This window comes from Armatimonadota bacterium (assembly GCA_018268395.1).
In the GTDB taxonomy this organism is placed as follows: domain Bacteria; phylum Armatimonadota; class Fimbriimonadia; order Fimbriimonadales; family Fimbriimonadaceae; genus JAEURO01.
Map to the genome: position 1 here is coordinate 176228 of JAFDWQ010000005.1, position 18847 is coordinate 195074.

An 18847-nucleotide genomic window follows, 5' to 3' on the forward strand; every position below is an offset into this window, starting at 1 on the left:
GCGGAACTGCAGTGCTGCTCCAATCCTTGCTGAGCTTCTAAGGGAACCCTCGCGTTGTCGATGTGTGGGTGCCTCATACGTTTCAGGTGCTTTGCTTGGCGTGAACCTGCGTCCCTTGCTATCTGAAGATCCCCAAGATCCTCCGATTGGAGTCTAAGCACCGTGTAAGCCTCTTGCTTAGTTTACAAAGCAACACGTTGCCCGGTCTGGCAACGGTGTCCACGCACCAGTCCTTCCTTTCAATGACCGTTGAAAACTAGGTCGGAGTGCTCGAGACCTCCCCTCAGCGGGCGGCGAGGGCGGCCTGAGCCTCGCGGCGTGACCGTCCGACCCCTTCCGCTTCTTTGTCCGACGAGGAGAAGGGGAAGGGGTCTTGAGCTTTCCGGCCGCGCAGAGGGACGAACCGACGGTCGAAAGTCGGCCAAGATGTTCCGAATGACTTCGCGCCGTGCCCTCCTTGTCGTCGTCGCGGGCTTGAGCCTGCCCGTTTGGGCCCAATATCCGGGGGCGGCGCCTGTCCCCTCCCCGTGGAAGACCGGGTTCGAGTCGATCCAGGAGCGCGACGCCCGCTCCATCCTAGGCTTCTTGGCCGGACCGGACTTTCTCGGTCGGAACGCCCTGACGGCCGACTTCCAGTTGGCGGCGGGGGCGTGCGCGCAGATGTTCCGCGAGATGGGCGCTTTGCCTGCAGGCGAGAACGGTTCGTATTTCCAGCGGTTGACGCTCGAAACGACGACGGCGGTGCCCGAACAGACCGGGCTGTCCAGTGCGGACGGAAAGTGGAGCGTCCCTTATGGCGTCGACTTCCAGACCGGAGCGTTCGATTCCGGGTCCCGCCGTTTCCGGCTGGCCTTTGTCAGCGGTCCGGCCTCGGGAGGGGCGTCCGGACTGGATTGGGCTCAAGTGCGCGGCGCGATGATCGTCCTGTCGCCGACCGCGTCCCGGAACCCTGAGATCCGGGACAAGACGGCGAACGCCGTGCTCGGACTCGGAGCGTTGGGGGTCCTGACCCCTCGTGCCGGACGGGCCGACGCCAGGAACTCGGCCCAACACGTGCCCGGCGCGGAAGACCCGCGGCGCGGACCGCTCCCCGGCTTCCTGCTGTCGCCCAAATCGGCGGCCGAGCTGGCCCAACGGTCCGGTGCGAAGGGCTACCTCCAAGAGGAGCAAGGTTCGGCGGCCATCGAGCTCTCGGAAGAACTCGAAGTCAAGGTCGCGGTCACCAAGACAGGACAAGACACGGTGAACGTCGTCGCGAAAGTGCCCGGTTCGGATCCGAAATTAAAGGGCGAATGCGTCCTGGTGGGTGCCCACCTCGACCACATGGGCGTGAGCAGCGACGGCGTCCGTTATGGGGCCGACGACAACGCGTCCGGATCGACGGCCGCCCTCCTCCTCACGCGCGCCTTGTTGAAGAACCCGGTCAAGCCGAAGCGCACCGTCGTGGTCGCGCTGTGGTCGATGGAGGAGCGCGGGACGTGGGGTTCGCTGAACTACTCCGAGAAGCCGCACATGCCCATCAAGGACACGGTCGCCTACGTGAACATGGACATGGTCGGACGGAACGAGAACTCGGGGCCTGACATCCCGGAATTCAACACGCGGGCGGTCTACCCCGGGATCGTCAACCTGAACTCTCCGGACTTCGAACGGATCCTGGTCGACGCGAACCGGTACGTCGGACTCGACCTGCGCCAAGACAAGGAAGACCGCACGGAACGCAGCGACACGCGCAACTTCGTTTTCCGCGGCGTCCCGACGGTCAAAGTCTTCACGGGCGAGCACGAGGACTACCACCGGACGGGCGACACGCCCGACAAAGTGAACTACGCCAAGGCCCTTAACGTGACGAAATGGATCTACCTGACCGTCCAGCGGCTCGCTTCCGATGCGGCGCGGCCGAAGTTCGAGCGGCACCCGTTCGTGGCGCCCAAGGACGTCCGCGTCTCCGGTTACGCGACGTTGGCGGAGGGGTCGTTCCCGGCCGGCTCGGTGCTGCGCGTGACGGTCGAGGACACGGCGAGGGCGGACGCGAAGGCCACGGTCCTTGCCAAGTCCGAACATCCGGCGGTGGGGAACCGGGTGCCGTTCCAGGCGCTCGTGCCTCGAAGTTCGCTGACGGCGGAGACCAGGGCCGTCGTACGGCTGCAAGTGTTCGACAAAGGCCAACTCGTGGCGACCACGGACACGGCGGACTCCTTGCCGCCAGCCGGCTGGCCACGGGCGAAGACGATCGCTTTGAAGCGCGTCCCTTAATGGTTTCCTAAAAGGTATCTTTAACTTTGGAGCCGTCAATGAGAACGATCGTGAAAGTGGCCGCCTTCGTGCTGGCCGCAACGTTGCCATTCACCGCACACGCCCAGGACGCGGAGGGCATCGCGAAAAGGGTCTACGCCAAGTTCGCAAGGCTCATGGAGCGAGGCGACGTGACTGGCATGTCAGCCCTATTGGCGCCGGACTACTACGCCGTGGGGCTTGATGGCAAGACCGTCACGAAGGCCGACACCGTCGCGATGATGAAGCAGATGTGTCCGACCTTCCGCGACGTCGACGCCAAGTTCATCGTCACGGAGGCTTACCGATCCGGGAACGAGATTACGGCCTGGGTGACCATGGACGTGAAGGCCAAGGTCAAAACGGACGGGAAGTGGCAGCCGAGGGCGATGAAGATGAGGTTCGTCGAGACGATGGCCTTGCGCGACGGCAAGTGGCTGTTCGTGCAGACCCACTCGCTCGACGAATGACCGTCACGGGACGGTTTTCAGCGTCTCGTCGAAACCTCGCGGGACGAAAAGCCGTTCGTACGAGCCGATCGCGAAGCGGTCGGTCATGCCGCTGACGTAGTCGACCGCGCCTTGCACGCCGAGGTAACCGTCCGGCAACATCCCGTCCTCGACGTAGTACGAGAACAGGGCCTGGACCACCCCCTGTGCCTTCAACGTATCGGGATTGACGGTCGGATAGCGAAGGTACACGTGGTCGTAGAGCCACTCCTTCAAGGCGTTCATCGCCGACAGCATCCGGGGCGAGAGGGCGATGGCGGGCTGGTCGAGGCTGTGTTCGACCACGTCCGCGACCATCGCTCCGACGCGGCGTCCGTGCGTCGCCCCGATCGACGTGAACTCGTCCGGGATCGAACGGACGATCCCGCTGCGTAAGGCGTCGTCGAGGTCGTGGTTGAGGTACGCGATCCGGTCCGAAATCCGGACGACGGCCGCTTCGAGCGTGCTCGTCGGTTCGCCGTCGTGGGAGCTGAGGTCGGCCCGGCCCTTGCTGTGGCCTCCGATCCCGGACTTGACCTCTTCCGTCAAGTTCAGACCCGTGAGCACTTCGAGGACGCGGAGGCTTTGTTCGTAGTGACGGAAGCGGGCGTCGTCGCCGACCGACCGTTTCAGCGCACGGTCGAGGGCTTCCTCGCCCGCGTGGCCAAAGGGCGTGTGGCCCGTGTCGTGCCCCAAGGCGATGGCTTCGATCAGGTCTTCGTTCAGCCGCAGCGCGCGGCCGATCGTCCGGGCGACCTGCGCGACTTCCAACGTGTGCGTCAACCGCGTGCGGTAATGGTCGCCGACGGGCGCGATGAAGACCTGCGTCTTGTACTTCAGCCGCCGGAACGGTTTGGAGTGCAGGATCCGGTCGCGGTCCCGCATATAGCAGGTGCGTAAGGGATCCGGCTCTTCGGGCTTTGTCCGGCCCGCGCCCGCCGCCGAGCGTTGGGCGTATCGGGACAAGGATTCGTCTTCGCGCCGTTCGATCGCCTTACGGACACCGTCTTCCATCCGAAGGTTGAGACGGGGCCGGAGAGGGGAAGTCGTCAGGGACCCGGTTTGCGGGCCGTGCCGCGCTGCTGGTTCCGTCGCATCAGCCGGTCGCGAAGATTGTCGATCCGGAATCGGATGCCGATACGGGTCTCGCTCGGGAACTGTCGGTACGCGATGAAGGGCTCGAACTCCTTGGCGACCAACGCGATCTCGTATTCACGGTCGTACCACTTGTGCAGGTCGACGTCGTACTTCGCGAGATAGCGGAACGTGTAGGGTCCCGACTTGAAGTCCATGCGGGCGTGGAGCGCGCGGTCGGAGACGAGCGGATCGAAGGGGAACGGTGCGTTGCCGGCGTCGCCGCCCATGACATAGGCCGCGCCGAAGCTGAGCGCCGGGCTCGGCCGGTAGACCACGCCCGCCTCGGCCCTGGCCCATCCGTAGACGCCGTCTTTCGACGCCGATCCGAACGCGTCCAACCGGACGTGCGTGCCCAGGTTCTTCGCCAAGGTCTTCGGCGGTGCCAAGAGCGATCCTTGGAGGGTCGCCCGTTCCTTCCAAGGGCTCTCGCCGTTCAGTCGCAGGCTTTGAAGACGGACCGATCCGATCGCGCCCATTCCCATGAGCGGCCCGCCCGTTTCAGCGACGAGGTCGATCCGTTTGCTCACGTTCTCCGAATCCGCCGGCCGGGCCTGGGTGGACTGGTTCCAGAACGATCCCACCGCGAACGACCGACGGGGGTCGCGAAGGTCGGACTGTTCGTCGTCGGGAGTCCGGACGTCGACGGAATCGAACCACCCGTTCGAAGCGCGCTCGCCCAGGTCGCCGCTGGGAGAGATCAAAGTCGTCGCGTCTTGGGACAGAGGGCTGAACGCGTACTGAAGACCGAAGCCAGGTTCGCGACGGGGAAAGGTCTCCCAGAACGTGCTGAACACGCCGTGCGACCCGACGGGCACGCCGCCCGCCCAGGAAATGCCGAACCCTTTGTCCCGTCGGTTCGCGAAACTGGGAAGTCCGAAACCCTTGATGCGGCGATTCAAGGAGAACGCCAAGCGCGGGACCGGTCCAAGTTTCGTGCCGGCGACGAGAAGGTAGACGTTGCGGGCGACGCCTCCGCCGCCGGGAGTGATCGAAACGGACTCGGCGAGGAAGGCGACCGGGCTCTTCCCGCTTTCCGAGAGCGAACCCCGGGCGTTGAAGATCTCCCACTTGCCCGGGCGCACGGACATTCGCTGGGCTTTGATGTTGACGTTGTCCGCCGTCAGTTCGACGTCGTCGGCTTCTCCCGTCTTCGCCTCCCAGTTGAACGTGATGCGGGAGCAGACGACCCGGCCTTCGGGGTCGGTGAGAAGGACGTTGCCACGGGCCGTGCCTTCGGACTTGCCCGGATCGAGACGGAGCTCGTCGCAACGGACGCTCGTCGGATCGTAGGTGGCGGTCACGTCGCCGCTGAGGACGGTTTCGCCCGTGACCGGGTCGTATTCGCCCTCGAGGAAGCTCAGTTTGAGCGTTCCCCGTACCGTGTGTTGAACCTGGGGGAGGGCTTGGGCCGGGACCAGGATCGGCGGAAGGAAGTGTCCCGGAACCATTGACAGGATCTCAGTCTACTCAACGAACTTAACGTTTCAGGGGCGCGTCATATGTCATACTGGTGGGATACGGTCCTATGGCGGAGTCTCAAGTTTTCGGTCAAGTCGACGCTGGTCTCCTTAGCGAAGACTCTTATTGGGTCGCCCGATGCCGCCGCGGCGACGAAAGCGCGATGACGGCCTTGGTCTCCAAGCACCGACAGCGTTTGGTCCGGGTCGCCACGAACATCCTCCGCGACAAGCACGAAGCCGAGGACATCTCGCAAGACGCCTTCGTCAAGTCCTTCCGCGAGATCAAGAGCCTGCGCGACGACCGCGCCTTCGCCAGCTACATCTATCGCATCTGCGTCCGACTCTGCATGGACCGGCTCCGGTCACGGCGCGTCGAGCCCGGCATCGTCGAGCGGTCGACTCCGTCCGAAGCGCCCGGCATCGAAACCCGCCTCGTGGTCGAGATCGTGCTCTCCAAACTCTCCCCCGACCTCCGCGCCACCCTCGTCCTGCGCGAAATGGAACAGCTCAGCTACGAAGAACTGGCCGAAGCCATGCACGTCCCGCTCGGGACGGTGCGCTCACGGCTCCACACCGCACGCGAAAAGTTCCGCGCCGCCTGGCTGGAGGCGATGCAGGAGACCGCCTGACGTGATGGACGACCAGAGCCTTTCCGGCCTTCTGCGCGAAGCCTCGCTCGATACCGAAGCGGGCGACGCGTTCGTCGGTCAGACCCTCCGAAGGGTCAAACTCGACCGAGGGGCAAGGTCGTTGCGGTTCTGGCTTCCGGCCATCGTCGGCGCCGCGGTCGCAGGCCTCGCCGCCCTCTCCGCCGTCGAGATGCTGTACTTCATGCCGGAACAGAGGCCGGTCGACGTCCGAGGGCAAGAAGCGAAGACCGCCCCCAACGATCCGAGCCTGCAAGACTTCATCGATCCCGGAACGCGCGCCACGGCGAGATGAGCGCGACCTGGAGGGCCCTGGCCGGAGCCGTCCTCGGCGCCCTGCTCGTCCTCGCCCTTCACCCCCGGTCCCGACCCTATCTCTTTGCCGGCGTCCTCCGGCGGGGCGACGCCGAACTGCAAGTCGTCCGTAACGCCGTCGCCCAGGTCCAAGGCGACGGGGCCAGGCCGTTGCGGCTCACCGAAGCCGGACTCTGGATGGAGCGCGGGGCCGCCGCCTCCGAACGCAGCGACACCAACCGCCTGCTCCTCCTCTCCGAGATCGCCGACCAAGGCGCCCGCGCCGAACCCGACAACGCCTTCTGGCGACAGATGAAGTCCATCTTCCTCTACGACCTCGCCAAGCGCGACGGACGGCCCGTCGACAGCAGCCTCCGGGAGTGGCAGCGAGCGGCCGGATCGCGACGGTGGGACGACCATCAGAGCGAACGGCTCCGACAGCTCGTCGACACCCTCGCCCTGAAAGACGGCGCCGACTTCGCCTGGCACTACGCCCTCGCCGCGTCGCTCCGTAGCCCGACCGCGGCCGAACGGACCGTCCTCCACAGCCGCGCCATGCTCGTCAACGCGCGCGAACCCAAAGAGGCCCGAGCCGACGACGTCCGCAACGGTTCGCTCATCCGTTCCGGGGCACGGTCCCTCGCCGGAGCCTACTGCGGCGTCCAGATCACCCGGTTCGCCGCCATCGGCTCGGTCGTCGGCATGGAGAGCCCGCGCACCGTCGAAGAGGCGAAGGGAGCGTTCCTCGATCTCTTCGTCGACCGCCCCGACGTCCAAAGGGAGATGGCGTCCCAGATCGCCCTCAACGAAGCCTGGGCCGCGCTCGTCCCCAGCCGCGACGATGCGGCCGGTTCGACGGGCGCGTTGATGCGCGGCGCCGCGACGACCGTCAACCTTCCCGGGATCCTGCTCATGGTCGGCCTTGGAGGACTCGTCACCGCCCTCGCCGCCCACCTCGTCGAAAGGAAGCCGGGGCTCGTCCGGTTCCTCAACACCGATTGGGCGCTCTTCACCGGTGCCGCCGTCGCGATGCTGACCTACATCGTCACCGGCCTCGTCGTCGTCGCGCTATGGAGCTTCGTCGCCATCGTCGCCTTCCGCATCCACCCCTACCGCTTCCGACCGGGCGACCCCAGGGGCCTCGGCGTCGTCTTCGGCGGCACGATCGCGTTCCTCGCCGTCTTCGTGACTTTGGCGCTGGCGTCCTACCTCGTCTATACGTCCGTGCCCGGAACCCTGCTTGGTCAGGCAGCGTCGATCCCCAGCGTCGACGGCCCGGCCGGACGTCAACCGCTCTATCTGGCCATGCTCGGCCTAAGCCTGGTGGTCGTCGCCGCCCCGGCCTGGGGGTTCTTCTACATGTTCCCAGCGACGAAGGTCTTGCCGATCGCGGTCAAGACGTTCGGTTCGGTCGTCGCGGTCGGATGCCTAGGGCTGGCCGTCCTCGCGACCCCGCTCTGCATCGTGGTGGACAAAGGCCTGGCCCAAGGGCTCTCCCAGATCTTGGAGAACGAGCCGAGCTACCACCTGGCCCAGCCGCAATAGGGATCCGGAGTCACGACCTCGTCTGCAGCGCCGCTGGACCCCTTGAGGAAAGTAACCTTGGCAAGTGCATCGGCTCGAGGCCTTCTTCTTAAGCGATTGCGTCGTAAAGGTCGCCCGTGACTGCACGCTGTTGTTGGTGCAATGCGGCAGATCGCACCGAGAAGCTCTCGACCGGCGCGACCGCATGGTGCAGGCGGTGATGGGTATCGACGGTTCGATCGGCCACGTAGCCTCAATGGATCTGGGCGAAGCCTTAGACATCGAAGGGGTGAAGGCTGTGATCGCAGCGCTCGGTGTCGGGATCTACCTTGAGGCGGAACCTGCCGGCTTCGACTTGTCCAGGCTACGCTATGGACACATCGCCATCGAAGTCGAAGACAGTCCGCTGGGTCGAGAGGTCGAAGGACAAGTTCTGGAGTTGTTCGACACGCTGTTCCGCCCGATCCGGGAGTCCGGCCTTCTCAGCTCAAGCTTGGTCGGATCATGAGGCGCTGCGCCCCGGACCGCTTCAGCCGAATTCGAACCGGACCCTAAGGAGCGATTGCGGGCCGACGTCCCAAGGGCTCCACGCGAGAAAGGGGGGGGCCGCAGACTCTCCTCGTCTGGAACGGACGTCCGTGCCGCGAAGACGAGGAAGGGATCGGGAATGGAGGTCCACGCGCTGGGGACGGTCGGACAGCTATGGGCGGTCATCGTGCCCTGATCGACCGGACTCCCGCACTTCGAGACTGCGCCTCCCGTAGGGTTCTCCTCGTCCAGGACCTCAAAACCGTGCTTCAGGACCCTTTATTCGTGCCTCAGGACCCCAAAACCGTGCTTCAGGACCCTTTATTCGTGCTTCAGGACCTCAAAACCGTGCTTCAGGACCTTAAGACCGTGGTCCAGGACCTCAAAACTGTGGTCCAGGACCCCAAAACTGTGGTCCAGAGCAAATAAGTCAGGCCTCAAAGCTCGCTGGTCGTGGCTCAAACCGCGCCTTGATCGACGGTTTGAACCTGGACAACGAGAGCTGGACGTCCTGTACACTGAAGAAATGTTTCGAGCTGCTGCGTTGGCCGCTATGGGACTTGGGAGTCCCGTTGCTCACGGTTCTATTGCCTTCACTCTAACGGAGCTCCGCTATGAGCACTCCCTGCCTTCTGGTGGATCGGACGCCAAGGCCATCAACGACCGCGGGTACGCTGCAGGCGAAGCGACCTTTCCCAGTGGGCTTCAGTTCCCTCGGATATGGCGGCCCGACGGGACGTCTTACGGTGTCGACATGCCTCCGATGCGGGAAGGCACGATCGCGGCGATCAACGGTCATGGGGACGTGTGCGGGACGTTCGACCCAAGCGATGACGAGATCCATGCGTTCTGCACCCAAAGCGGCACGTTCGTGGACATGGGGCTCTTGGAAGGCTTCTATCAGTCATCTGCGGCCACGGGCCTGAACGACAGCGGCACGGTTTGCGGATGGGCGAGGGACGCCTGGGCCGTCAGTCATGCGTTCACCTGGAAGGACAACGTCTTCCTCGACTTGCACGCCTGGGATGATCAGTATTCCACGACCAACGCGTATTCCATCAACAACGACGGCGCGGTCGCGGGAACGGGTCGAGCGCTACCCTACTATGATTACGCGCTCCTATGGACCGCCGGAGAGGCGATCCGCCTTCCCAGCTTGCCGACGGACTTCGTAATGGACATGGCCCTCGGGATCAACCGCGATAGTTGGGCCACGGGAGAGTCCTGGATCGGTTCGGGTTCCCGCGCGGTCCTTTGGCGCGGAGGAGAGGCTATCTCCCTCGGCGTCCCCGCCGGCTACAGCAGTACGACGGGCTGGGACGTCAACGACCTGGGCCAGGTGGCGCTCCTTGCCGGCGGCAACGGCAAATACGACTCGCCCTTCCTCTGGTGCGAGCGCAAAGGCCTCTACGACCTGCGCGCGCTCGCGGGCGGCATGCCGGGCTGGAGCCAGGTCCGCCCCTTCGGCATGAACAACAAGGGCCAGGTCGTCGGGCAGGGCATCTTCGAATACCAGCCGGGCAAGACGCGCTGGACCGCCTTTAAGCTGACCCCGGTCGACGCCACGGTCGCACCGGGCACGGCGACGGTGCTGCTCGGCAAGAAAGCGGCGGGGGACGCATCGAGCCTGGCCGCCCTCGACGGCGACGCGCTCAAGGTCTGCAGGTTCCTCGTGCCGAACCAGGACGCGGCCCCCGTCACGGTCCAGCTCGACGGGACGCTGCCGTCCTTCCCCATGAACCTCTGGCTCTCGGTGACGGCGCGGAGCGCGAACGCCGGCGCCTACACGCTGCGGCTCGACTTTTGGGACCGGGACGCGCTCGCCTATGACCCCCGCGACCTTTCGACGGGCACGCTCGGCACGGGCTTCGCCTTACAGGAGTGCGTGGCCAAGGGCGACCTGGCGCGGTACGTCGGCCCGTTCGGGGAGGTGCGGTCCAGGGTCCGGGTCTCGACGGTCGGCCCCGCCGCATCGGCCGGTTGGTGCGCCGAGTTCGACCAGGCCGTCTGGCACGCCGTTCCGGAAGAGTGACCGCGAAGAAATTGCAGGGAAAGGTGGCCTTTGCCCTTTTGTCCATGGCCAGACGTGCCGATCTCCCTATTGAGGAAGGAGCGGTCCGACGCTCTTGGACGAACAACGATGGCAAGCAACGATTTCCAGGGAAAAAGCGATTCTTCGCTCAGTCAAACGGCTCACCAAGCCGCGACAGTGATCCAGGCTAACCTTGCCGCATATGGCGTCAGTTTGCCGCAGATCACGTCGGTCACGTTAGCCGTTAACGCCCTTGACGCGGACGTGACCGAGGTCACGGCTAAGACGGCCGCGCTCAAGGCCGCTTACGAGGGCAAGCGCGCCGACCGGGCGAACCTCATCAACGTACTCAGCGTCGTCGGGGCTGTGATCTACAACAACCCGAACGTCACCGACGAGATGATCGCGGCGGCAGGTTTCGCCGTCCATGACACGGGCGGGACCCCGGTCGTGCCGCAACAGCCGCTCGACCTCTTGGCGGCCCCGTTCGCGGACGGCTCCGTCAATCTGAAGTGGAAGCGGAACGGGAACCCGACGGGCGTCTCGTTCCTCGTCGAGTCCCGCGGCGCGACGGGCGGATGGGACTTCGTCACGAGCACGAACAAGGCGCGGACCACGGTCAACGGCTTTGCGCCGGGTGTGACGACGTGGTTCAGAGTGACGGCGACGAAGAACGACCTGACGTCGCTCCCTTCCAACGAGGCACCGATCTATGCCTCTGGCGGCGAAGGCGCCCTGAGCCTGGCGGCCTAGGGGGGACCGGGGGGTCGCGGACCGGGTAGGCACGGCCAGGCCACCTACTCCTACCCCTACCCCTGACCCCCGAACCCTGAACCCTTGGCCCGGTCCGCTGGTATCCTGCCCGTCGGTCTTCATGAACGTTTTGATATTGGGGTGCGGCCGGAGCGGGGCGATGCTGGCTTTGCACCTTTCCGCCGACGGCCATAACGTCACCCTTGTCGAGAGGGACCCCGAGGCGCTCCGCCGCTTGGGCACCAGCTATCCGTGCCGGATCGTGGTCGGAGACGGTTTGGACGAAGACGTGCTCCTGAAGGCGGGCGTCGCCGAAGCCGACGCGTTCATGGCGATGACGCGGGGGGACAACACGAACCTGATGGCCGCACAGATCGTCCAGCGCAAGTATAAGGTCGCACGGATCGCGGTCAAGGTGGCCGATCCGATGCGGGCGGAGGCGTACCGAAAGTTGGGGCTGTTCTGCATCAACGCGAGCGCCCTCATCGCGGGGATGTGCCGCGACTTCCTCTCCGAGAACGATTACAAGTCGATCGACCAGTACAACGTCATGATCACGCCGCCGACGGGGGGGAACTGATGTACCTAGTCTTGGTCGGAGGCGGCAACGTCGGGATGCAACTGGCCAAGCGGCTGATCGCTCGCGGCCACGAGGTGCTGATCCTCGAAAAGGACTCGCGCTCGGCCCAACGGCTTTCGAACGTGCTCGGGGACGAGCACGTCATGCACGGGGACGGCTGCGAGATCCACACGCAGAAGTCGGCCGGGTTCAACCGTGCGGACGTCGTCGTCGCGGTGACGGGCGAGGACGAAGACAACCTCGTCGTCTGCCAGCTCGCCAAAGAACAGTGGAGCGTCAAGCGTGTCTTGGCGAGGGTCAACGACCCCGACCACGAGGAGATCTTCCGCGAGATCGGGATCGACCACACGGTCAGCGCGACGGGCATTATTTTCTCGCTCCTGGAGCAACAGTTGCAGGGTGACGACATCGTGCCGATCGGGGCGCTGCACCGGGGGAACGTCGAGGTGGTGGAGACCAGTCTGAGCAGCCGCTCTCCGCTCGTCGGAAAGAAAGTGCGCGACCTGAGCCTGCCACAAGGGGCGTTCATCGTCTGGATGCTGCGCGACGGGCAGGGTGTGACCGTGGACGGCGACACCGAGTTCCGCATCGGCGACATGCTCGTGACGCTCGTCCCGACCGTGAGCGCCGAAGACTTCCGGTCGGTCCTGACCGCGCATTGATCCGCAAAGCCGTCGCGCTCTTCCGGTTGTACGCGGCGGACGTCTTCGCCTATAAGGCAGCGGCCGTGATCTGGGTGCTCGCCGACATGCAGACGGCTTTGCTCATGCCCTTCGTCTGGAGCGCGGTGGGCGGCGTCGCAGGCATGGGGCCGGGGCAGACGGTCGCGTACTACGTCGCGGCGATGTGCGTCAGCCAGTTCGTGACGTGCCACTTGTTGTGGGACATCGCGGTCGACATCCGCGAAGGTGCGTTTTCGAGCCAACTGCTGCGCCCGGTCTCCTACCTGTTCGCGAGCTTCGTGCGCAACGTCGCCTGGAGGCTTGCGAAGGCGGTGCTGTTCGTGCCTGTCGTCCTCGTCCTGCTCCCGCTTTACGGTCGTCCGGACTGGACGGGCCTCCGCTTCGGGCCCGAGTTCGTCCTCTCCGCGGTCCTCGGCCAGGTCCTGGCCTTCGCGGCGGCGTACTGCATGGCCCTCGTGACGCTTTGGACGACCGAGTTCATCTCGATCTTCCAGGTCTACTACTTTCCCGAGCTGTTGCTCTCAGGGCGCGTGGTGCCGCTCGGAGCGTTCCCGCCGGCCGTCCAGGGACTGGCGGGATGCACGCACTTCCGGTATACGGTGGCGTTCCCCGTCGAGGTGCTGTTCGGCAAGGCTTCGGGGGGCGTGTTCTGGGCAGGGATCGGGGCGCAGGTGGCCTGGACCCTTGTTTTCTTGTGGCTGGGGCGGGTCCTCTTCCGGGCAGGAGTCCGGCGTTATGCCGGGTTCGGAGCCTAGCGGGGCGGTCCGGCGTCCGAGCGGGAACTCTCCACCGTGCCAAAATAGTGAGACGAACATGCTCAAGCGTCGCAGTGTCCTGGGTCTAGCGTTCGGTCTGACCGTCGTTTTGGCCGTCGCAGGGTGCAGCCCTTCGACGAAAGTGTTGCGGTTGAACCTGAAAAAGGGCGACACCTGGTCTTACGACTATAAGGTCGACACCTGGATCGACCCGAGTAAGGTCGACCCGAACGACAAGGCGATGCGCGAATACGCGCCAGGTAAGGGCTCGGCCGTCATCGAGGGCGTGGTCTCGATGAACGTCGTCGACGTGAAAGACGGCAAGACCACGATCCGCAAGTACACGACGTTCGACAAAGTGACGGGAAGCGGGATCTGGAAGCAGCAGGCGGAAGTCGAGACGAAGGGCAAGAAGCCTGAGACGCACACGATCGTCTGGGACTCGCGCATGGTCGACCAGGTCAAGCGGCCGGAGGAACTCGATCCGATGACGAACACCTTGAACGGGTTCTTGCCGGAGAAAGCGATCGGCGTCGGCTCGTCGTGGGAGTACTACCCGTACCCGGGCGGAAAGATCCCCGCCAAGGCGAACGTCGAGGCCGAAGAGAAGATCCGCGGTTTTGACACCTATAAGATCGCGGTCGTCCTCCCCGCCAGTATGGAAGAGGAGAAGGTCACGTTGACGGTCTGGATCGAGAAGACGACGGCCCGCCCGATTTCGGTCGAGCTCATCGCCCATTCGAACCAACGGGGCTGCATCACCGAGAACAAATACACCCAGGTCATTAAGGAGTGAGGGTCTTCATCATCGGGGGGACGCGGTTCATGGGACTGCGCCTCGCTCAGAGCTATTCCGCCGACCTGCACGACGTGACGACGTTCACGCGGACGGGCGGCTCCGGTGCCGGTCATATCCAGGGCGACAGGCGCGAGGCCGGGGCCTTGAAGCGTGCGGTCAGCGAGTCCAAGCCGGATCTGATCGTCGACATGATGTGCATGACGGCGCAGGACGCGGTCGACCTCGTCGACGCTTCGGCCTGCCCGTTCGTCGTCGCGAGCAGTTGCGACGTCTATCGCAACTTCGGCTGCGCGATCGGGACGGATTCGGCCGATCCCGACCCGGTGCCGCTGGACGAAGACGCGCACCTCCGCGATTCCCGTTATCCCTATCGAGGGACGGAGAGGGCCAAGCGCGACCCGTGGATCGACGACTACGACAAGATCCTGGTCGAGGAGAAAGTCCTCGCAGCGGGAGGGACGGTCGTACGGCTGCCGATGGTCTTCGGACCCAACGACTACCAGCACCGTTTGTTCGAATACCTGCGGCGGATGGACGACGGCCGCCCTGCCATCCTCTTGGGCCGGCAGCAGGCCCGTTGGACCTCGTGCCGGGGCTACGTCGACGACATGGCCCATGCGATCGCCTTGGCGGGTAAAGGCGCCGGACAAGGGCCCAAGCTTTACAACGCCGCCTACGAGACGCTCATGACCGAGGCGGAGTGGGTGGCCGCGATCGGACGGGCCGTCGGTTGGACAGGAGTGGTCAAGACCGTCGAGGATGCGGCTCTGCCCGAACACTTGAAGTCGCCGACGGACTTCAGCTACGACGTGGCCGTGTCCTCCGAACGCATCCGTCGGGAACTGGGCTATGCGGAGACCAAACCGTTGAGCGAGGCTTTGCGCATCACGGTCGCCTGGGAGAGGGAAAACCCGCCGACCCAGGCGACGGCCCCCGACTATGCCGCCGAGGACGAAGCCCTGGCCGCAGCCGGGGCAGGTTAGCCGATGAGCCGGCTTTCGAGGACGTTCGCCGACCTTTCGACCCGGGGCGAGAAGGCCTTGATCCTGTACGTCACGGCCGGCGATCCGTCGCTCGACGACCTTCCGGGAATCCTTGAGGCCCTCGTCGAAGGCGGCGCGGACGTGATCGAGGTCGGCCTCCCCTTTAGCGACCCGATCGCCGACGGTCCCGTCATCCAAGCCGCGTCCCAACGGGCTTTGGAACGTGGTGTGACGACGTCCCAAGTGTTCCGAGCCTTAGAACGGAGGCCGGACGTTCCGCTCGTCCTCATGGGCTATATGAACCCGATCCTGCGCCGCGGGTTCGACGTTTTCGCCAGGGAGGCCGTGGGCGCCGGTGCCGACGGCGTCATCGTTTGCGACCTGACGCCTGACGAAGCGGGCTCTTGGGTCACGGCCGCCCATGCCGTTGGGCTCGATACCGTCTTCTTGACCGCTCCGACTTCGACCCCTGATCGGCTCGCGCTCGTCTGCGAGAACGCGACCGGGTTCGTCTACGCCGTTTCGAGGACAGGCGTCACGGGATCGTCGGACTCGGGCTGGGACGAAGCCGAAGACCTTGTCGGAAGGATCCGCTCCCGAACGGGCTCGCCCGTCTGCGTCGGCTTCGGGATCAGCACGCCCGACGACGTCCGGGCCGTCTGCGCTTTCGCCGACGGGGCGATCGTCGGTTCCTGGTTGGTCGGCCTGTTGGCCAAGGAATGGGACGGCGGGCGGGGAAGGGACAAGGTCGTCGAGGCGGTCCGTCGCTTGAAAGACGCGACCTGCTGAACCGGCCGCGCATAAAAGGGCCCTCTCCGGAGGCCAGTCCGAAGAGGGCCGACAGGGTTCCTTAGCGGGCGTAGAACTCGACGACGCTCTGCTCGTTGAAGAACTTCGGGAAGTCCTCGCGCTCGGGCAGCGTGACGATCTTACCGGCCATGTTGGCCACGTCCGGTTCGATGTAGACAGGAACGGCGGCGCCTTCGTACTGGCTCCGGCGGGCGATCCCCTTGCTGCTCTCGCGGTCGCGGACGCTGACGACGTCTCCGACGCGGCAAGTGTAGCTGGGGATGTCGACCAGCTTGCCGTTCACGAAGATGTGCTGGTGGCTGACGAGTTGGCGCGCCTGCTCCATTGTCTTGGCGTAGCCGAGGCGGTAGACCTGGGTCTGCAACCGCATCTCCAGAAGCCGGAGGAAGTTCAAGCCGGTGTTGCCGTGCATCTTGCTGGCCTTTTCGAACGTGTTCCGGAACTGCTTTTCAAGCATCCCGTAGTAGCGCCGGATGACCTGTTTGGCCAAGAGTTGCTCGCCGTATTCGGACATGCGCCGTTCGCGCATGTTCGGGCCGTGCTGTCCGGGCGGGTAGGGCCGCTTGGACGACGGGCACTTGGCCTGTCCCCAGATGTTAAAGCCGACCTTGCGGCAAATGTCGCTTCGTCTTCCTCGATAAGTCGCCATGCTTCGTTTCTCGTTTTCGCAGGGCGGACGGGCGCGGCAAGGAGCCGCTCTCGGCACGATCGGCCGATGTCCCGTTCGCCATGCTTGTTCATCAAGCCGTTCCAATGGGTTTCGCACCGGGGCCGAAAACGGCTCCGGGCGGGCGATGGACGGTCATTATGGCACAACCCTCCGGTTCTGTCGTACCGGCCCTACCGGTCCCTGGCGGGCAAAGCCGGTCCGTCTCAGCCACAGGGTGCGGCGCCTCCGGCCAAGGCAGCCGACACCGAATGCAGGGACAGGCGCATCGTCGACCGTGATGCCTATGAGCCTGGACAGGTCCCTAGAGGTCTAGGACTTGTAGATCGAATACGCGTCCCAAGAGGGATCGAGGGAGAGCCGAAGGGAACAGAGCTGTCCCACGTGGTAGAAGTCGTGGCTGGATCCGTACGTGAAGGCCGTTTTGACCGCGTCCTCGGTCGGGTTCTGCGAGACCAGATCGCAAAAGCGGTCGCGGTGGGCGAACGTCTCGCTCCGGAGGGCGTCGAAATCCGTGGCCTTCGGCTTGAACGTGCCCCATTCGTGCTGACCGCCTTCCAGATGCGCCGTCCCGGCGACGTAGCATTCGGCAAGGTGCGCCAAGGTTTCTCTGGCCGACATCGTATGGGCACCCGGTTTGGCGTCTGCGGAACTCTCGTCTAGCCCTTCCAAAGACTTTTCCAGTTGATAGCGGGCATCGTCGGAGACCGTTCGGAAAAGGGCGGTGGTTTCCATTTTGAGGATTCTGACCGGACCGGGCCTACGGCCCGCCGGACGGGTAGAACCGACCGTTATGACCCGATCGGGCGACCACTGGCAGTCCTCGGCCCAAGCCTGGATCGACAGGGTGGAATCGGGCGACCCGAACCGCGACCTCCTGCTCGATCCGGTCATGCTCGGCCTTGTCGAAAGGGCGGGGGGACGCAGAGTCCTTGACGTCGGATGCGGAGAAGGCCGCTTCTGCCGGATGCTGGGCCCTCGAGGCTTCGCGTGCACGGGGATCGATCCGACACCGGCTTTGGTCGCAAGGGCCGCTGCCCTGGACCCGGACGGCCGCTACCTGATGGCTTCGGCAGAGCGTTTGCCATTCGCTGACTCGAGCTTCGAGACGGTCGTGAGCTACCTCACGTTGTGCGACATCGACGACTATCGGGCCGCGATCAAGGAAGCCGCGCGCGTCTTGACGCCAGGCGGACGTTTCATCGCCGCGAACGTCAACACGGCCCTGGGCCCGGCGACCGGATGGGTCAAAGACGACCGGGGGCGAAAGCTCCACTGGCCTCTCGACCACTATGCCGCAGAGTCGGGCTTCATCGCCGAATGGTGCGGCATCCGGATCGTCAACTACCATCGCCCGCTTTCGGACTACTTTGGCGCCCTCTTAGGTGCAGGCCTGGACCTCAAGGGGTTTTGGGAGCCGGTGCCAGAGCCCGAAGCGGTCCGGCGGCACGCCGGGTTAACGGACTGTCTGCGCGTCCCGAACTTCTGGGTCACGTCCTGGCGGAAGCCCGTTTAGCGCGTCCAGCGCCAACGGTTGAGCGGGAAGAAGATGGCTTCGCTCTTGCCGATGACGCTCGCCCGGGGGACAAGGCCCCATCCGCGGCAATCGTACGAGCCGTTGCGGTTGTCGCCCATGAAGAGCAGATAGCCCGGGGGCACGGCGACAGCCGGGGCGTCCCGCCATGCTTTGGCCTGCCGAAGGTCGTTGGGGATGTACTCCGGGGCGCAGGTCGTGAGACCGTCGATGACCTGGTCGTCGAGAGGGAACATGTTCACCGTCGATGGGGAGTACTGGACCGGGACGACGCGGTCTCCGTCCAAGACGAGCTTAAAGTCGGCCTGCATGACGGTTTCCCACTCGTCCTTCGGCGCGACGGGCCCGTTCGGATCGACGGTGTAGTCGACGTAGGGTTCGTCGACCACGCGCCCGTTCCGGACCAACTTCTTGCCCTTCCACTCGATGACGTCGCCGGGAAGGCCGATCAGGCGTTTGATGAAGTCGGTGTCCTCTTGGTCGTGGCCCAACGCCCGCTTCGGCGGTTTGAACACGACGATGTCCCCGTGTCGAGGCTCTTGCACCCGGTAGACGAGCTTGTTCGCGACGATGTAGTCGTAGAGGTTCAGGGTGTCGATCATCGACCCTGACGGGATGAAGAACGTCTGGATCCCGAACGGTCGGACGAGCATGAAGACGACGACTCCCGCATAGCAGACCGCGTCGCAGACCTCGTTCACGATCCGGGCGAACGAGTAGAGGCTGCCCCGGTCGTCAGGCTCGACGGACTTGAGGTAGGGGTAAACCGCGACCCGGACGAGGGTCAGCGACAGCACGAACAGGAGGACGATGCTGAGGGGAGCCCTTGCCAGCCGGTCGATCCAAAGGACGAAGCCCCCTGGTTCGCTTTGGGCGAGCAAAGCTCCGAAGGGCGGCAC

The 18847-nt window shown here is 64.8% G+C and carries 20 protein-coding genes; 15 read left to right on the forward strand and 5 right to left on the reverse strand.

What is annotated here, in order from left to right; all coding sequences use genetic code 11:
* Window positions 1-435: 435 nt before the first annotated feature.
* Complete coding sequence (locus JST30_10490) at window positions 436-2256, forward strand: M20/M25/M40 family metallo-hydrolase (protein ID MBS1714750.1); 1821 nt, start codon at window positions 436-438, stop codon at window positions 2254-2256.
* A 38-nt stretch (window positions 2257-2294) separates the two neighbouring features.
* Window positions 2295-2744, forward strand: a complete 450-nt coding sequence (locus tag JST30_10495) for a nuclear transport factor 2 family protein (protein ID MBS1714751.1) — start codon at window positions 2295-2297, stop codon at window positions 2742-2744.
* Window positions 2745-2747: 3 nt separating this feature from the next.
* On the opposite strand, the gene JST30_10500 is transcribed toward JST30_10495, so the two are convergent.
* Window positions 2748-3776 carry a deoxyguanosinetriphosphate triphosphohydrolase gene (locus JST30_10500; protein ID MBS1714752.1) on the reverse strand — a complete coding sequence of 343 codons (1029 nt, stop codon included), beginning with the start codon at window positions 3774-3776 and terminating at the stop codon, window positions 2748-2750.
* A 35-nt stretch (window positions 3777-3811) separates the two neighbouring features.
* Entirely contained in the window at window positions 3812-5347 is a 1536-nt protein-coding gene (locus JST30_10505) for a hypothetical protein (protein ID MBS1714753.1), read from the reverse strand.
* 77 nt (window positions 5348-5424) lie between these two features.
* Between JST30_10505 and JST30_10510 the strand changes: the two genes are divergently transcribed.
* The 12 genes from JST30_10510 (at window position 5425) to JST30_10565 (ending at window position 15726) form a co-directional block, all read left to right on the forward strand.
* A complete protein-coding gene (locus JST30_10510; protein MBS1714754.1) occupies window positions 5425-5988 on the forward strand; it encodes a sigma-70 family RNA polymerase sigma factor in 564 nt (187 codons plus the stop codon).
* 4 nt (window positions 5989-5992) lie between these two features.
* Window positions 5993-6301 (forward strand): hypothetical protein, encoded by a 309-nt coding sequence (locus JST30_10515; protein ID MBS1714755.1) that lies wholly within the window; start codon window positions 5993-5995, stop codon window positions 6299-6301.
* Window positions 6298-7845 (forward strand): hypothetical protein, encoded by a 1548-nt coding sequence (locus JST30_10520; protein ID MBS1714756.1) that lies wholly within the window; start codon window positions 6298-6300, stop codon window positions 7843-7845. The genes JST30_10515 and JST30_10520 overlap by 4 nt, the downstream gene beginning before the upstream one ends.
* 64 nt (window positions 7846-7909) lie before the next feature.
* Window positions 7910-8332 carry a hypothetical protein gene (locus JST30_10525; GenBank protein MBS1714757.1) on the forward strand — a complete coding sequence of 141 codons (423 nt, stop codon included), beginning with the start codon at window positions 7910-7912 and terminating at the stop codon, window positions 8330-8332.
* A gap of 546 nt (window positions 8333-8878) precedes the next feature.
* Window positions 8879-10384 carry a hypothetical protein gene (locus JST30_10530; GenBank protein MBS1714758.1) on the forward strand — a complete coding sequence of 502 codons (1506 nt, stop codon included), beginning with the start codon at window positions 8879-8881 and terminating at the stop codon, window positions 10382-10384.
* A 108-nt stretch (window positions 10385-10492) separates the two neighbouring features.
* Window positions 10493-11137, forward strand: a complete 645-nt coding sequence (locus JST30_10535) for a fibronectin type III domain-containing protein (protein MBS1714759.1) — start codon at window positions 10493-10495, stop codon at window positions 11135-11137.
* A 121-nt stretch (window positions 11138-11258) separates the two neighbouring features.
* Window positions 11259-11717 (forward strand): TrkA family potassium uptake protein, encoded by a 459-nt coding sequence (locus JST30_10540; protein ID MBS1714760.1) that lies wholly within the window; start codon window positions 11259-11261, stop codon window positions 11715-11717.
* Window positions 11717-12379: a TrkA family potassium uptake protein gene (locus tag JST30_10545; GenBank protein MBS1714761.1), complete on the forward strand. Its 663-nt coding sequence runs from the start codon at window positions 11717-11719 to the stop codon at window positions 12377-12379. The genes JST30_10540 and JST30_10545 overlap by 1 nt, the downstream gene beginning before the upstream one ends.
* A complete protein-coding gene (locus JST30_10550) occupies window positions 12376-13155 on the forward strand; it encodes an ABC-2 family transporter protein (protein ID MBS1714762.1) in 780 nt (259 codons plus the stop codon). Before JST30_10545 ends, JST30_10550 begins: the two co-directional genes overlap by 4 nt.
* Window positions 13156-13213: 58 nt before the next feature.
* Window positions 13214-13951, forward strand: coding sequence for a hypothetical protein (locus JST30_10555; GenBank protein MBS1714763.1), 738 nt, complete (start codon window positions 13214-13216; stop codon window positions 13949-13951).
* Entirely contained in the window at window positions 13948-14937 is a 990-nt protein-coding gene (locus JST30_10560) for an NAD-dependent epimerase/dehydratase family protein (protein MBS1714764.1), read from the forward strand. The genes JST30_10555 and JST30_10560 overlap by 4 nt, the downstream gene beginning before the upstream one ends.
* 3 nt (window positions 14938-14940) lie before the next feature.
* A complete protein-coding gene (locus tag JST30_10565; GenBank protein ID MBS1714765.1) occupies window positions 14941-15726 on the forward strand; it encodes a tryptophan synthase subunit alpha in 786 nt (261 codons plus the stop codon).
* A gap of 61 nt (window positions 15727-15787) precedes the next feature.
* Here JST30_10565 and rpsD read toward each other — a convergent pair whose 3' ends face one another.
* Window positions 15788-16396, reverse strand: coding sequence for a 30S ribosomal protein S4 (gene rpsD / locus JST30_10570; GenBank protein ID MBS1714766.1), 609 nt, complete (start codon window positions 16394-16396; stop codon window positions 15788-15790).
* 330 nt (window positions 16397-16726) lie between these two features.
* Window positions 16727-17149, reverse strand: a complete 423-nt coding sequence (locus JST30_10575; protein MBS1714767.1) for a hypothetical protein — start codon at window positions 17147-17149, stop codon at window positions 16727-16729.
* A 58-nt stretch (window positions 17150-17207) separates the two neighbouring features.
* Between JST30_10575 and JST30_10580 the strand changes: the two genes are divergently transcribed.
* Window positions 17208-17930: a class I SAM-dependent methyltransferase gene (locus JST30_10580; protein ID MBS1714768.1), complete on the forward strand. Its 723-nt coding sequence runs from the start codon at window positions 17208-17210 to the stop codon at window positions 17928-17930.
* Here the strand turns inward: JST30_10580 and lepB are convergent.
* Window positions 17927-18847, reverse strand: a complete 921-nt coding sequence (gene lepB / locus JST30_10585; protein MBS1714769.1) for a signal peptidase I — start codon at window positions 18845-18847, stop codon at window positions 17927-17929. The two genes, JST30_10580 and lepB, sit on opposite strands and share 4 nt — an antisense overlap.

Coding starts and splice junctions, on each gene's coding strand:
- JST30_10490 (MBS1714750.1), top strand. CDS start 436: ATGACTTCGCGCCGTGCCCTCCTTGTCGTCGTCGCGGGCTTGAGCCTG.
- JST30_10495 (MBS1714751.1), top strand. CDS start 2,295: ATGAGAACGATCGTGAAAGTGGCCGCCTTCGTGCTGGCCGCAACGTTG.
- JST30_10500 (MBS1714752.1), bottom strand. CDS start 3,776: ATGGAAGACGGTGTCCGTAAGGCGATCGAACGGCGCGAAGACGAATCC.
- JST30_10505 (MBS1714753.1), bottom strand. CDS start 5,347: ATGGTTCCGGGACACTTCCTTCCGCCGATCCTGGTCCCGGCCCAAGCC.
- JST30_10510 (MBS1714754.1), top strand. CDS start 5,425: ATGGCGGAGTCTCAAGTTTTCGGTCAAGTCGACGCTGGTCTCCTTAGC.
- JST30_10515 (MBS1714755.1), top strand. CDS start 5,993: ATGGACGACCAGAGCCTTTCCGGCCTTCTGCGCGAAGCCTCGCTCGAT.
- JST30_10520 (MBS1714756.1), top strand. CDS start 6,298: ATGAGCGCGACCTGGAGGGCCCTGGCCGGAGCCGTCCTCGGCGCCCTG.
- JST30_10530 (MBS1714758.1), top strand. CDS start 8,879: ATGTTTCGAGCTGCTGCGTTGGCCGCTATGGGACTTGGGAGTCCCGTT.
- JST30_10535 (MBS1714759.1), top strand. CDS start 10,493: ATGGCAAGCAACGATTTCCAGGGAAAAAGCGATTCTTCGCTCAGTCAA.
- JST30_10540 (MBS1714760.1), top strand. CDS start 11,259: ATGAACGTTTTGATATTGGGGTGCGGCCGGAGCGGGGCGATGCTGGCT.
- JST30_10545 (MBS1714761.1), top strand. CDS start 11,717: ATGTACCTAGTCTTGGTCGGAGGCGGCAACGTCGGGATGCAACTGGCC.
- JST30_10555 (MBS1714763.1), top strand. CDS start 13,214: ATGCTCAAGCGTCGCAGTGTCCTGGGTCTAGCGTTCGGTCTGACCGTC.
- JST30_10565 (MBS1714765.1), top strand. CDS start 14,941: ATGAGCCGGCTTTCGAGGACGTTCGCCGACCTTTCGACCCGGGGCGAG.
- rpsD (MBS1714766.1), bottom strand. CDS start 16,396: ATGGCGACTTATCGAGGAAGACGAAGCGACATTTGCCGCAAGGTCGGC.
- JST30_10575 (MBS1714767.1), bottom strand. CDS start 17,149: ATGGAAACCACCGCCCTTTTCCGAACGGTCTCCGACGATGCCCGCTAT.
- JST30_10580 (MBS1714768.1), top strand. CDS start 17,208: ATGACCCGATCGGGCGACCACTGGCAGTCCTCGGCCCAAGCCTGGATC.